Origin of the sequence: Pseudomonas sp. MWU15-20650 (assembly GCF_023242475.1) — a bacterium.
Taxonomy (GTDB): domain Bacteria; phylum Pseudomonadota; class Gammaproteobacteria; order Pseudomonadales; family Pseudomonadaceae; genus Aquipseudomonas.
In genome coordinates, this window is the sequence record NZ_JALJFG010000003.1 from 109,401 (window position 1) to 122,824 (window position 13,424).

17 protein-coding genes are annotated in these 13,424 nt (G+C 59.3%); 4 read left to right on the forward strand and 13 right to left on the reverse strand.

Annotated features, from left to right (window positions below; all coding sequences use genetic code 11):
• Nucleotides 1–63: 63 nt before the first annotated feature.
• From M5B43_RS03925 to M5B43_RS03935, 3 genes are all read right to left on the reverse strand, one after another.
• Nucleotides 64–351 carry a PA4642 family protein gene (locus M5B43_RS03925; RefSeq protein WP_248748874.1) on the reverse strand — a complete coding sequence of 96 codons (288 nt, stop codon included), beginning with the start codon at nucleotides 349–351 and terminating at the stop codon, nucleotides 64–66.
• A gap of 110 nt (nucleotides 352–461) precedes the next feature.
• Nucleotides 462–929 carry a WbuC family cupin fold metalloprotein gene (locus M5B43_RS03930; protein WP_248748875.1) on the reverse strand — a complete coding sequence of 156 codons (468 nt, stop codon included), beginning with the start codon at nucleotides 927–929 and terminating at the stop codon, nucleotides 462–464.
• Between the two features lie 3 nt (nucleotides 930–932).
• Nucleotides 933–1,490: a hypoxanthine-guanine phosphoribosyltransferase gene (locus tag M5B43_RS03935; RefSeq protein WP_153838886.1), complete on the reverse strand. Its 558-nt coding sequence runs from the start codon at nucleotides 1,488–1,490 to the stop codon at nucleotides 933–935.
• Between the two features lie 164 nt (nucleotides 1,491–1,654).
• Between M5B43_RS03935 and upp the strand changes: the two genes are divergently transcribed.
• Both upp and M5B43_RS03945 read left to right on the forward strand, forming a co-directional pair.
• Nucleotides 1,655–2,293, forward strand: coding sequence for a uracil phosphoribosyltransferase (gene upp, locus M5B43_RS03940; protein WP_017138223.1), 639 nt, complete (start codon nucleotides 1,655–1,657; stop codon nucleotides 2,291–2,293).
• A gap of 2 nt (nucleotides 2,294–2,295) precedes the next feature.
• Nucleotides 2,296–3,570, forward strand: a complete 1,275-nt coding sequence (locus tag M5B43_RS03945; RefSeq protein WP_248748876.1) for a uracil-xanthine permease family protein — start codon at nucleotides 2,296–2,298, stop codon at nucleotides 3,568–3,570.
• 63 nt (nucleotides 3,571–3,633) lie between these two features.
• Here M5B43_RS03945 and hisC read toward each other — a convergent pair whose 3' ends face one another.
• From hisC to M5B43_RS03995, 10 genes are all read right to left on the reverse strand, one after another.
• The gene (gene hisC / locus M5B43_RS03950; protein WP_248748877.1) at nucleotides 3,634–4,686 is read right to left on the reverse strand and encodes a histidinol-phosphate transaminase; all 1,053 of its coding nucleotides are present in this window, start codon (nucleotides 4,684–4,686) and stop codon (nucleotides 3,634–3,636) included.
• 3 nt (nucleotides 4,687–4,689) lie between these two features.
• Nucleotides 4,690–6,006, reverse strand: a complete 1,317-nt coding sequence (gene hisD / locus M5B43_RS03955; protein ID WP_248748878.1) for a histidinol dehydrogenase — start codon at nucleotides 6,004–6,006, stop codon at nucleotides 4,690–4,692.
• Nucleotides 6,007–6,134: 128 nt separating this feature from the next.
• On the reverse strand, nucleotides 6,135–6,770 hold the full coding sequence (gene hisG / locus M5B43_RS03960; protein ID WP_003188599.1) for an ATP phosphoribosyltransferase: 636 nt from the start codon (nucleotides 6,768–6,770) through the stop codon (nucleotides 6,135–6,137).
• 159 nt (nucleotides 6,771–6,929) lie between these two features.
• Entirely contained in the window at nucleotides 6,930–8,195 is a 1,266-nt protein-coding gene (murA, locus tag M5B43_RS03965) for a UDP-N-acetylglucosamine 1-carboxyvinyltransferase (protein WP_248748879.1), read from the reverse strand.
• A 23-nt stretch (nucleotides 8,196–8,218) separates the two neighbouring features.
• Entirely contained in the window at nucleotides 8,219–8,458 is a 240-nt protein-coding gene (locus M5B43_RS03970) for a BolA family protein (protein WP_049709972.1), read from the reverse strand.
• A 115-nt stretch (nucleotides 8,459–8,573) separates the two neighbouring features.
• Entirely contained in the window at nucleotides 8,574–8,879 is a 306-nt protein-coding gene (locus tag M5B43_RS03975) for an STAS domain-containing protein (protein WP_248748880.1), read from the reverse strand.
• Nucleotides 8,876–9,526, reverse strand: a complete 651-nt coding sequence (locus M5B43_RS03980; protein WP_248748881.1) for an ABC transporter substrate-binding protein — start codon at nucleotides 9,524–9,526, stop codon at nucleotides 8,876–8,878. Before M5B43_RS03980 ends, M5B43_RS03975 begins: the two co-directional genes overlap by 4 nt.
• Nucleotides 9,527–9,537: 11 nt before the next feature.
• The gene (gene mlaD / locus M5B43_RS03985; RefSeq protein ID WP_248748882.1) at nucleotides 9,538–10,005 is read right to left on the reverse strand and encodes an outer membrane lipid asymmetry maintenance protein MlaD; all 468 of its coding nucleotides are present in this window, start codon (nucleotides 10,003–10,005) and stop codon (nucleotides 9,538–9,540) included.
• On the reverse strand, nucleotides 10,005–10,802 hold the full coding sequence (gene mlaE / locus M5B43_RS03990; RefSeq protein ID WP_248748883.1) for a lipid asymmetry maintenance ABC transporter permease subunit MlaE: 798 nt from the start codon (nucleotides 10,800–10,802) through the stop codon (nucleotides 10,005–10,007). The genes mlaD and mlaE overlap by 1 nt, the downstream gene beginning before the upstream one ends.
• Complete coding sequence (locus M5B43_RS03995) at nucleotides 10,802–11,611, reverse strand: ATP-binding cassette domain-containing protein (RefSeq protein ID WP_003171811.1); 810 nt, start codon at nucleotides 11,609–11,611, stop codon at nucleotides 10,802–10,804. Before M5B43_RS03995 ends, mlaE begins: the two co-directional genes overlap by 1 nt.
• A gap of 308 nt (nucleotides 11,612–11,919) precedes the next feature.
• Between M5B43_RS03995 and M5B43_RS04000 the strand changes: the two genes are divergently transcribed.
• Together M5B43_RS04000 and M5B43_RS04005 are read left to right on the forward strand one after the other, a co-directional pair.
• Nucleotides 11,920–12,894 carry a KpsF/GutQ family sugar-phosphate isomerase gene (locus tag M5B43_RS04000; protein WP_248748884.1) on the forward strand — a complete coding sequence of 325 codons (975 nt, stop codon included), beginning with the start codon at nucleotides 11,920–11,922 and terminating at the stop codon, nucleotides 12,892–12,894.
• Nucleotides 12,895–13,419, forward strand: a complete 525-nt coding sequence (locus tag M5B43_RS04005; RefSeq protein WP_248748885.1) for an HAD family hydrolase — start codon at nucleotides 12,895–12,897, stop codon at nucleotides 13,417–13,419. It begins immediately after the preceding gene.
• The last annotated feature ends 5 nt before the right edge of the window (nucleotides 13,420–13,424 follow it).

Here is a 13,424-nt window from a genome sequence, read left to right on the forward strand (position 1 = left end):
CGTTAAAAGCGAAACGCCCCGGGCTCTTATGAGGCCGGGGCGTTTTTTTTGTGGCTCGGTTAATCAGCCGCGGGCGCTGTCGATCAGCTCAATGTAGTCGGCGGCGTTGCGCTGGTCCTTGATCAGGTCAACGAAGGTCTGGCCATGCTCGTCCTTGCCATCCAGGTCCAGACCTGCTGCCTTGAAGAACCCCAGGAACCGCTCGAAGTCGTCGATACGCAGGCCACGGTAAGCCTTGATCAGTTTATGCAGGGACGGCGACGTCGCATCAACCGGCTCGAAGTCCAGGAACAACTTGATCTGGTCGTCACCGATTTCGTCGCCAATCACCTGTTTCTTATCTTTACGCATTACCGACTCCAGCCTGCAGACATTTACACGGGGCTTGAAGTCTACCTGCGCGACGCCGGCTTCGAAAGCGGTGAGAAAGCAGCCCCTCCCACATTTGGATTTGAGTCTGCTCAGTCGAACTGGGCAAGCATCCAGCGATGATACTCAGCCATACCTGCCTCGCCTTCGCGGGGTGCCCAGTCGGCCAACTCCCCCTCACCCACAGCGCGGTAAGGGCCAGCCTTGCACTCAAACATCACGCTGTCCGGTTCAAGCACTACCAGACCATGGAACACGCCGGGCGAAAGGTCGACACCCTGGCATTGTCCGCCCGCTTCCAAAACACGTTTGCTCAACACCTCGCCCGTCTCACTGAAAATCAAGATACCCAGGCGCCCTTTGAGCACCAGCAAGGTTTCGGCTTTATCGGCGCTCAGGTGACGGTGAGGCTGCACATAGGTGCTGGGCTGCAAACCGACCGCCATGCGATGACAAGATTCTTGCATCTCATGGAAGTTAATGTTTTGACGGCCACGAGGATTGGCGGCCGCTTTCTCGGCCAACTCGGCAAACAGCGTCTGATCAAGAAAGCGAGCCATCGATTACATTCCTTTAACGGCGTAGATGCCATTGGCGTTACGCCAGTAGCCCTTGTAGTCCATGCCATACCCAAAGATATAACGGTCAACGCACGGCAGCCCGACAAAATCGGCTTTCAGTTCAGGGCGGGCTTTGCGGTCGTGGTCTTTATCGATCAACACAGCGGTGTGCACTTTACGCGCGCCGGCATGTTTGCAGAAATCGATGATCGCGCCCAGGGTGTGACCTTCATCGAGGATGTCGTCGATGATCAGCACGTCGCGGTCGATGAACGAGACTTCCGGCTTGGCTTTCCAGAACAGGTCGCCGCCGCTGGTTTCGTTGCGATAACGGGTGGCGTGCAGGTAAGAAGCTTCCAGCGGGAATTGCAGGTGGGTGAGCAATTTACCGGCGAAGATCAGGCCACCGTTCATCACACAAAAGACCACCGGGTTGGTGTCGGCCATTTCGCGGGTGATGTGCTCGCCGACCTTGGCGATTGCTGCTTCGACCTGCGCTTCGGTGTACAGGCAGTCAGCCTCGTGCATGATTTGACGGATATGCTCGAGATCAGCAGACATGGCGCTCTCCAAGGGGGTGCTGTGGCAAGAAAAGCGGGCGAAGGTACGCTTCTCGTGCGCTCCAATCAAGCCTTTATGGACTAACGTACTTGATGTCTATAGGACAACACCCTCGGATAGATTAATCTAGGCCGGTTTTTTTGCCCGCCGCCGGAGCCTTTCCCATGCCCACTCGCGAGATCCGCCACCCGCTGATCCGACACAAGCTCGGCCTCATGCGCCGCGCCGACATTAGCACGAAGAACTTCCGTGAGCTTGCTCAGGAAGTCGGAGCGTTGCTCACATACGAAGCCACTAAAGATCTGCCCCTGGAAACCTACGAGATTCCTGGTTGGGCCGGTCCCGTCCAGGTCGAGAAGATCGCCGGTAAGAAAATCACCGTAGTGCCGATTCTGCGCGCCGGTATTGGCATGCTCGAAGGCGTGCTCAGCCTGATCCCGGGTGCCAAGGTCAGCGCCGTCGGCGTTGCCCGCAATGAAGAGACGTTGCAGGCCCATACCTACCTGGAAAAACTCGTACCGGAAATCAACGAACGCCTGGCCATGATCATCGACCCGATGCTCGCCACCGGCAGTTCCATGGTCGCCACCATCGACCTGCTGAAAAAGGCCGGCTGCAAGGACATCCGCGCCATGGTCCTGGTCGCGGCACCCGAAGGCATTGCCGCCGTCGAAAAGGCCCACCCGGACGTGCAGATCTACACTGCGTCCATCGATGAGCGCCTGAATGAGCACGGCTACATCATCCCAGGCCTGGGCGATGCCGGTGACAAGATCTTCGGTACCAAGCAGAAGGACGCGTGAGCATGCAGGATGAATTCAACGACCCGCTTTGGCGCCAGATCCTGTCTGGCGCACAAATGCTCTTCGTGGCATTTGGCGCGCTGGTGTTGATGCCGCTGATCACAGGTCTTGATCCAAACGTCGCGCTGTTTACCGCAGGTCTTGGCACGCTGCTGTTCCAGGTGGTAACAGGGCGGCAGGTGCCGGTATTCCTGGCGTCGAGCTTTGCATTTATCACCCCGATCATTCTCGCCAAAGGCCAGTTCGGCCTCGCGGCGACCATGGGCGGTGTGATGGCAGCCGGTTTCGTTTATACGTTCCTGGGCCTGGCAGTAAAGATCAAGGGCACCGGTTTCATCGACAAACTGCTGCCGCCGGTGGTCATCGGCCCGGTGATCATCTCCATCGGCCTGGCCATGGCACCGATTGCCGCCAATATGGCGATGGGTAAGGCGGGTGATGGCAGTGAACTGATCCATTACCAGACCGCCATGCTCATCTCGATGCCGGCGCTGCTGACCACCCTGATCGTGGCGGTGTTCGGCACAGGCATTTTCCGCCTGGTGCCGATCATCTCCGGCGTGCTGGTGGGCTTTGCGATGTCGTTCTACTTTGGCGTGGTCGACACGGCGAAAATCGCCGCTGCACCGTGGTTCGCCCTCCCCCACTTCACCGCGCCGGAGTTCAACTGGCAGGCGATTCTGTTTATCGTCCCGGTCGCCTTGGCGCCGGCGATCGAGCATATCGGTGGTGTGATTGCCGTGGGCAGCGTGACCGGTCGCGACTACCTGAAGAAACCGGGCCTGCACCGCACGCTGCTGGGTGATGGCATTGCCACCACAGCTGCCGGCCTGTTTGGCGGCCCGCCCAACACCACCTACGCCGAAGTGACGGGCGCGGTGATGCTGACCAAGAACTACAACCCGAAAATCATGACCTGGGCGGCCGTATTTGCCATCAGCCTGGCGTTTATCGGCAAGTTCGGTGCATTACTGCAAAGCATCCCGGTTCCGGTAATGGGCGGGATTCTGTGCCTGCTGTTCGGCTCGATTGCCGCTGTGGGGATGAACACACTGATTCGCCACAAGATCGACCTGGGTGAAGCGCGCAACCTGGTGATTGTGTCGGTGACCCTGGTATTCGGGATTGGCGGTGTGCTGGTCGGCACCGGTACTGGCCCGGATGATTTCGGCCTCAAGGGCATCGCCCTGTGTGCCGTGGTAGCGATTGGTTTGAACCTGCTGCTGCCGGGTAATGATGGCTGGAAGAACAAGAAGCCAGACGAGCCACTGCTCTAAGTCACGTCGCAAACTAAATGTGGGAGGGGGCTTGCCCCCTCCCACATTTGATTTCAGCGCCTGTTAAAGCTCGCCCAAGCCATCAATCAGCGCCTGGTTCTGCTCCGGCGTGCCGATACTGACCCGCAGGAACTGGGCAATACGCTCTTGCTTGAAGTGGCGAACAATCACCCCTTGCTCACGCAGCTTGGCCGCCAGGCCGGCCGCGTCGTGCCGTGGGTGGCGCGCAAAGATGAAGTTGGCCGCTGAAGGCAACACTTCAAAGCCTTTACCTTCCAGTTGCGCGACCACCTGGTTGCGGCTGTCGATCACCTGCCGGCAGGTCTTCTCGAAGTATTCACGGTCCTCGAACGCCGCTGCCGCCCCCACAATCGCCAGACGGTCCAACGGATAGGAGTTGAAGCTGTTCTTGACCCGCTCCAGCGCCTCGATCAGGTCGGGGTGCCCCACGGCCAGGCCCACACGCAAGCCAGCCAGTGAACGCGACTTGGACAGGGTCTGGGTCACCAGCAGGTTCGGATAACGGTCCACCAGACTGATGGCGGTTTCGCCGCCAAAGTCGATATAGGCTTCATCGACCACCACCACCGATTCCGGGCTGGCCTTGAGGATCTGCTCCACCGCTTCCAACGCCAGCACACAACCGGTCGGCGCGTTCGGGTTAGGGAAGATAATCCCGCCGTTGGGCTTGGCGTAGTCGGCCACGCGGATCTGGAATTGCTCGTCCAGCGGCACGGCGTCGAATTTGATGCCGTAGAGGCCGCAATACACTGGATAGAAGCTGTAGCTGATGTCCGGAAACAGCAGCGGCAGGTCGTGTTGGAACAAGCCGTGGAAGATGTGCGCCAACACTTCGTCGGAACCGTTGCCGAGGAATACCTTGCCGGCGTCGATGCCGTAGTACCTCGCCACAGCCTGCTTGAGCAGGTCGCTGTTGGGGTCCGGGTACAGGCGCAAGTTGTCGTTCAACTCAGCCTGCATCGCCGCGAGCGCCTTGGGCGAAGGGCCGTAGGGGTTCTCGTTGGTGTTGAGCTTGACCAGTTTGGTCAGCTTCGGTTGCTCGCCAGGCACGTAAGGCACGAGGCTCTTGACGAAGGGGCTCCAGAATTTGCTCATGCCTTACTCTCCCTTAACGATGCGATATTCGGCGCTACGCGCGTGGGCGCTCAGCGATTCACCACGGGCCAGCACCGAGGCCGTCTTGCCCAGTTCGGAGGCACCTTGAGGCGAGCAGAAGATAATCGACGAACGCTTCTGGAAGTCATACACCCCCAGCGGCGACGAAAACCGCGCGGTGCCGGAGGTCGGCAACACGTGGTTGGGGCCGGCGCAGTAGTCGCCCAGGGCTTCGCTGGTGTGGCGACCCATGAAGATCGCACCGGCGTGACGGATCGATGGCAGCCAGGCTTGAGGGTCGGCTACCGACAGTTCCAAGTGCTCCGGCGCAATACGGTTGGCCACTTCAATGGCCTGCTCCATGTCGCGTACCAGGATCAACGCACCGCGGCCATTGATCGACTTCTCGATGATCTCGGCGCGCTCCATGGTCGGCAGCAACTTATTGATGCTGGCGGCGACCTTGTCGAGGAACTCGGCGTCGGGGCTGACCAGGATTGCCTGGGCGTCTTCGTCGTGTTCAGCCTGGGAAAACAGATCCATGGCGATCCAGTCCGGGTCGGTCTGGCCGTCACACACCACGAGGATTTCCGAGGGGCCGGCGATCATGTCGATACCGACCTGGCCAAACACATGGCGCTTGGCGGTCGCGACGTAGATGTTGCCCGGGCCGACCACTTTGTCGACCTTCGGCACGCTTTCGGTGCCATAGGCCAGGGCCGCAACCGCTTGCGCACCGCCGATGGTGAACACGCGGTCAACACCGGCGATGCAGGCGGCGGCCAGCACCAGTTCGTTGATTTCACCGCGCGGGGTTGGCACCACCATGACCACTTCGGTCACGCCCGCCACTTTGGCCGGGATCGCGTTCATCAATACCGATGAAGGGTACGACGCTTTACCGCCGGGCACATACAGACCGGCACGATCCAGTGGCGTGACCTTTTGGCCGAGCACAGTGCCGTCGGCTTCGGTGTAGCTCCAGGAGTCCTGTTTTTGCTTTTCGTGGTAGCTGCGCACGCGTGCCGCCGCGATTTCCAACGCTTCGCGCTGCGGCACAGTGATACGCGTAAGGGCCAGCTCCAGGCGTTCGCGGGGCAAAATCAGGTCGGACATGGACTTGACGTCCAGACCGTCGAACTGGCGGGTGAAGTCTACCAGCGCTGCATCACCGCGCTCGCGCACGGCCTTGATGATGTCGAGCACTCGCTGGTTGACCGAGTCGTCGGACACGCTTTCCCAGCTCAGCAGATGATCCAGATGATGGGCGAAATCCGGGTCGGCAGCGTTGAGTCGGGCAATTGCAGTGGACGTGGTCATAGCGAGGGCCTCAATAGAATTGGCAAAAACTCAGGCGCCCTAAACTAGCAGTCGTTTCCGCTTGGGCACCTGAGAATTCTGGCTATGAGGCGGATAGACGGGCGCAGCTTTTCAGCTACGCGGGTGAGTCAACCGCGGTGTCGAGACTCCACTGCCTTGCGCAGGGTGTCGATCAACGCCTGGATACGGGCGTGCTGCATCTTCATCGAAGCTTTGTTGACGATCAGGCGGGAGCTGATGTCGGCAATGAAGTCCTGCGGTTCCAGACCGTTGGCGCGCAGCGTGTTGCCGGTGTCGACCACGTCGATGATCTTGTCGGCCAGACCGATCAGCGGCGCCAGTTCCATCGAGCCGTAGAGCTTGATGATATCGACCTGACGGCCTTGCTCGGCGTAGTAGCGCTTGGCGACGTTGACGAACTTGGTCGCCACCCGCAGGCGGCCTTTAGGCTCGACGTCACCGACACGGCCGGCAGTCATCAGCTTGCACAGCGCAATCCGCAGGTCCAGGGGCTCGTACAGGCCCTGGCCGCCATATTCCATCAACACGTCTTTGCCGGCGACACCCAGGTCGGCGGCGCCATGTTCAACGTAGGTCGGCACGTCGGTAGCCCGTACGATCAGCAGGCGAACGTCGTCCTGGGTCGTGGGGATGATCAGCTTGCGGCTCTTGTCCGGATTCTCGGTCGGCACGATGCCCGCTTCAGCCAGAAGCGGCAACGTGTCGTCAAGGATGCGGCCCTTGGACAGTGCGATGGTCAACATGGGAAATGTCAGTCCTTCATCAGGCTATTGCTGTCCGGTCGCAAACGGCGCCAGACACAGATCGAGGCCATGACAGCCTCGATTTGAAACAAATTCAGCTAACAGCGAACCCAGTCCTGTGGCGAGGGAGCTTGCTCCCTCGCCACAGTGACGGTGTTACTAGCCCGGTACGCGGCGGATTTTTGCGCCGAGCATCTGCAGTTTTTCTTCGATGCACTCGTAACCACGGTCTATGTGGTAGATGCGGTCGATCAGGGTATCGCCTTCGGCGCACAGTGCCGAGATCACCAGGCTGGCCGAGGCACGCAGGTCGGTCGCCATCACTGGCGCGCCCTTGAGCTTGTCGATACCGGTGACAATGGCGGTGTTGCCTTCGACCTGGATCTTGGCGCCCATGCGGTGCAGTTCATACACGTGCATGAAGCGGTTTTCGAAGATGGTCTCGATCACGGCACCGGTGCCTTCAGCAATCGCGTTCAGGGAAATGAACTGCGCTTGCATGTCGGTCGGGAACGCTGGGTATGGAGCGGTACGCACGTTGACGGCTTTCGGCCGCTTGCCGTGCATGTTCAGCTCGATCCAGTCTTCACCGGTGGTGATTTCAGCACCCGATTCCTTGAGTTTTTCCAGGACGGCTTCAAGGATGGTCGGATCGGTATCCTTGACCTTCACGCGGCCACCGGTCACGGCAGCGGCAACCAGGTAGGTGCCGGTCTCGATACGGTCCGGCATGACCTTGTAGGTAGCCGAGTGCAGGCGCTTCACACCGTCGATGGTGATGGTGTCGGTGCCGGCACCGGAGATGTTGGCACCCATGGCGATCAGGAAGTTGGCCAGGTCGACCACTTCGGGCTCGCGCGCGGCGTTCTGCAACACACTGCGGCCATTAGCCAGGGCAGCGGCCATCATGATGTTCTCGGTACCGGTTACGCTGACGGTATCAAAGAAGAAGTTTGCACCGCGCAGGCCGCCTTCCGGCGCCTTGGCCTTGATGTAGCCGCCTTCGACGTCGATGGTTGCACCCATGGCTTCCAGGCCACGGATGTGCAGGTCGACCGGACGCGAGCCAATGGCGCAACCACCAGGCAGTGCCACTTCGGCTTCGCCGAAACGGGCGACCATCGGGCCCAGCACCAGGATCGACGCACGCATGGTTTTCACCAGTTCGTACGGGGCGATCAGGGTCTTGATAGTACGAGGGTCGATTTCGACCGCCAGCTTTTCGTCGATCACCGGCTCAATGCCCATGCGACCGAACAGCTCGATCATGGTGGTGATGTCGTGCAGGTGCGGCAGGTTGGCCACAGTCACCGGGCCATCGCACAGCAGGGTCGCTGCCAGAATCGGCAAGGCGGAGTTTTTCGCACCGGAAATGCGGATCTCGCCATCAAGGCGGGCACCGCCGGTAATAATCAATTTATCCATAAGAATCTCGACGCCTTGGGGGCTCAGGTGCGCTCGGCCCAGGCCGCGCGGCTGAAAAATTTCATAGTGACCGCATGGATGCTGCCATCGGTGATCCACGGGTTCAAATGGGCATAGATCTGCTGTTGACGCTTGACCGGGCTCAATGCCGCCAGTTCATCGCTAATCACGTTCAGCTGGAAGTTGCAGCCTTCGCCTTCAACTTCAACGCTCGTTTCCGGCAGCTTTCCTTCAAGGAAGCTCTTAACTTCTAGGGCCTGCATGCTCAACCTCTATCGGCGCCCAGTGCGCACGGGTCGCACATCATACAAAAAAGCCCCGCGCCTGCGAACCCCGCATAGCAGGACTCTGACGGGGGGCTTCATTGATAGTGGGTATTTAAGGATGTGCCAACAGCTCGGTCAGGCCAGAAACCTGGGCAATTTCACGCATGTCGTCGGGCAATGCGCGAATGCTGACCGACTTCTTGGCCGCTTCGGCATCGCGTATGAAACACAGCAGCAACGACAGGCCAACGCTGCTGGACTTGGTGACTTGCGAACAATCAAGTACCAATGCCGGGGCAGTGCTGGCCTTGATCAACGCCTGGCCCTGCTTGCGCAGGTCAGGCCCTGAGCGGTAATCCAACACGCCACTGAGGAACAACTCGCCGGCGTCGCCAAGACGGACAGCCGACTCGGTCATTGTGCGGTCTTCCCAGCTGCTTCTTTATCGGACGTTTCCTTGGCCTTGGCGACTTCACCCGCCCAGCCATTGATGGTCTTGTCCAGGTCGTTGCCATTGCGCTGCATGGCATCAGCGAACTGATCACGGAACAGCTTGCCGATGTTGATGCCGTTGATGATCACGTTACGCAGTTTCCACTCGCCGTTGATCTTCTCCAGCGTGTACTGCACCGGGTACACCGCGCCATTGTTGCCCTTGACGCTCATGTTGACGCTGGTGCGATCACCCGACTCATCGCCGGCAGGTGCGACGGTAATGCCCTGGTTGTTGTACTCAAGCAAAGCGTTGCCGTAGAACTGGAACAGGCCCTTCTTGAAGTTTTCCTGGAACGTCTGCATCTGCGCAGGGGTTGCCTTGCGCGAGTACTTGACCGTCATGATGCTTTTGGAAATGCCTTCAGCATCGACCACCGGACCAACAATGGTGTTCAACGCATCGTAGAATTTACTCGGGTCTTGCTTGTACTGTTCTTTGTTGGCCTTCAGGTCAGCCAACATCTTGTTGGTCGTGTCCTGCACCAGATCGTGCGCAGAACCCGCCGCGTTGGCCATCAGCGGCAGCGCTGCAAGCAGTACCAGCAGGCCACGTCGCAAGGTAGAGATCATGAACACATTCCTCATTTGGCGTCTTTATTGACCGTATTGAGCAGGAATTTACCGATCAGGTCCTCAAGTACCAGCGACGACTGCGTGTCGTGGATGGTGGAACCATCCTTGAGCAGAGCTGTTTCCCCACCCACGCTGACACCGATGTACTTCTCGCCCAGCAGACCCGCAGTGAGAATAGATGCAGTGGAGTCAGTCGGCAGATTATCTACCTTCTTATCGATTTGCATGGTCACTCGACCGGTGAAGCTGTCGCGATCCAGATCGATTGCCGTGACCTTGCCGATGGTGACACCGGCCATGGTCACTTTGGCTCTGACAGTCAAGCCGGCGATATTGTCGAAGTATGCGTAAAGTTTATAAGTGTCGGCGGTGGGGCTGGCCGAAAGGCCACTGACTCGCAGGGCCAGCAACAGTAAAGCCAGGATGCCAGCCAGCAAGAATAGGCCGACACCGATTTCCACAGTGCGGTTTTGCATCAGAAATCTCCAAACATCAAGGCGGTCAAAATGAAGTCAAGGCCCAGTACCGCCAATGAGGCGTACACAACGGTCTTGGTGGTGGCGCGACTGATCCCCTCTGAGGTGGGCTCACAGTCGTAGCCTTGGAATACGGCGATCCAGGTCACTACAAAGGCAAAGACGATGCTCTTTATGACGCCGTTGAGCACATCACCCGTGAAAGTCACGCTGTTTTGCATGTTGGCCCAGTAGGAGCCGTCGTAGACCCCCAACCAGTCCACCGCCACCCACGAACCGCCCCAGATGCCGACCACGCTGAAGATCATCGCCAGCAATGGCAGGGAAATGAAGCCGGCCCAGAGGCGCGGGGCAACGATGTACTTGAGCGGGTCCACACCGATCATTTCCAGGCTGGACAGTTGTTCGGTGGACTTCATGTTGCCGATTTCGGCAGTCAGCGCGGAACCGGCACGCCCGGCGAACAGCAAAGCGGTGACTACCGGGCCAAGCTCACGCAGCAGCGTCAGGGCCACCATCTGCCCCACAGCCTGCTCCGAACCGTAGCTGGAAAGGATATTGAAGCCTTGCAGCGCCAGCACCATGCCGATGAATACCCCGGAGACCACGATGATCACCAGGGACATCACGCCGACCGCATGCAACTGCTTGATCAGCAAGCCAAAGCCGCCACCAATGCCGCCACGACCGAGCAAGGCGTGAAACAGGAAAATAGTCGAACGGCCCAGGACTTCGACGATGTCGATACCCGAGCGGCCGAAAAGGCGAACCTTCTCGATGAGAGATGTCTTGCGCATCAGCGCTTCCCCAGAAGATCTGAGCGGTAGTCCGCTGCCGGAAAGTGAAAAGGCACCGGGCCATCGGGATCGCCGGTCATGAATTGGCGAATGCGCGGGTTATCGGCGTTCATCAACTCTTCAGGCGTGCCCTGCCCCAGAACCTGGCCATCACCCACCACATAGAGGTAGTCGGCGATGCTCGCGGTTTCGGCCAAATCGTGGGACACCACGATACTGGTGATCCCCAACGCATCGTTGAGCAAGCGGATCAGGCGCACCAGCACGCCCATGGCGATCGGGTCCTGGCCAACAAAAGGCTCGTCGTACATGAGAATCTGGGGGTCGAGGGCAATGGCTCGCGCCAGGGCAACACGGCGTTTCATGCCGCCGGACAATTCGTCCGGCATCAGGTCAATGGCACCGCGAAGGCCCACGGCCTGCAGTTTCAACAAGACGATGTCACGAATCATTTCATCGGACAGCTGGGTATGCACCCGCAGCGGAAACGCTACGTTTTCGAAAACATCGAGGTCGGTGAACAACGCACCGCTCTGGAACAACACACCCATGTGCTTGCGTGCATCGAACAGATCGCTGCGCGACAACGTCGGCAGGTTCTGGCCGTTGACCCATACTTCGCCGGCACTGGGCCGCAATTGCATGCCCATCAGGCGCAACAGGGTGGTCTTGCCGCAACCGGAAGGCCCCATGATGCCCGTGACCTTGCCGCGAGGAATGCGAATATCGACGTTATTGAAGATGCTGCGCGTCCCGCGCTTGAAGGTAAGGCCCTTCAGCTCGACCGCGTAGGCGTTATCGGCACTCATCTAATCTCCTTGGGATGCAGCCTTTCACTCAGACACCATGCTTGCGACTTTCGTTTGCAATGGATGCGCAATATTTAGCGCCATGGGCTGGGCGGACCGAACTGGCGGCGAACTATATCACTGCTGGTACAGAGCCCCCAAGGCCGGAACAGCGCTTGTTCAGATTCGGGACAGGGAAAAACGTCGCCAGCCATGTTTTGAAGGTGAATCCCTGGCACCCCGCAAATAAAGCCTGACGAACTTACGTGAGGGAATTGATCATTACCGCTATAATCGCCGACTTTTCGTCAGGCTATACGATTTCAGACATGAGCCAATCCAGCGACCTTATTCAATCCGCACAACGCACCATCCGCCTCGAGCTTGAAGCCGTAGAAGGTTTACTGGCCCATATCGACGCGGATTTCGTACGCGCCTGCGAGATGATTCTGGCCAGCAAGGGCCGCGTTGTCGTCGTCGGCATGGGCAAGTCAGGCCACGTCGGCAACAAGATCGCCGCGACGCTGGCCAGCACCGGGACCACGGCGTTTTTCGTGCACCCGGCCGAAGCCAGCCATGGCGACATGGGCATGATCACCAAGGATGACATCATCCTGGCGCTGTCCAACTCCGGCACCACCAACGAAATCGTGACCTTGCTGCCCCTGATCAAGCGCCTGGGCATCCAGATGATCAGCCTCACGGGCAACCCTGAGTCAACGCTGGCCAAGGCCGCCGACGTCAACCTGAACGTGCACGTGGCCCACGAAGCCTGCCCACTGAACCTGGCGCCCACCTCCTCCACCACCGCCGCACTGGTCATGGGCGATGCCCTGGCGGTGGCGCTGCTGGAGGCTCGCGGGTTTACCGCCGAGGATTTCGCATTTTCCCATCCCGGTGGAGCACTGGGCCGTCGCCTGTTGCTGAAAGTGGAAAACGTCATGCACAGCGGCACAGAACTGCCGAGCGTTCCACGCGGCACCCTGCTTCGGGATGCGCTGATGGAAATGACCCGCAAGGGCTTGGGCATGACCGCCATCGTCGAAACCGATGGCCGGCTGGCCGGGATATTCACCGACGGCGACCTGCGTCGAACCCTGGACCGCACCATTGATATCCATACCGCCACCATCGACGCAGTAATGACCCCTCACGGCAAGACCGCCCGCGCCGAAATGCTCGCGGCTGAAGCGTTGAAAATCATGGAAGACCACCGGATAGGCGCACTTATCGTGGTCGACCACGATGATCGGCCGATCGGGGCCCTTAACCTTGGCGACTTGCTGCGCGCAGGAGTGATGTAAATGACCAGCGACCTGTTGCAACGCGGTAAAAACATCAAACTGGCGATTTTCGACGTTGACGGCGTGCTGACCGACGGTCGCCTATATTTTCTCGAAGATGGCAGCGAATTCAAGACGTTCAACACCCTCGATGGCCAGGGCATCAAGATGCTGATGGCGGCGGGTGTGCAAACGGCGATTATCAGTGGTCGAAAAACACCGGTTGTGGAACGTCGCGCACAAAACCTGGGGATTCCTCACCTGTATCAGGGCCGCGAGGATAAACTGGTGGTTCTGGACGAGCTTCTGGGCCAACTCAACCTAAGCTATGAACAGGTTGCCTACCTGGGTGACGATCTGCCTGACCTGCCGGTCATTCGCCGGGTGGGCCTTGGCATGGCTGTCGCGAATGCCGCGGCATTTGTTCGCGAACATGCCCACGGCATTACCATCGCCCGTGGCGGCGAAGGTGCCGCGCGCGAGTTCTGCGAGTTGATCCTGCGCGCCCAGGGCAGCCTTGAAGCGGCCCACGCCGCCTACCTATAGAGCTT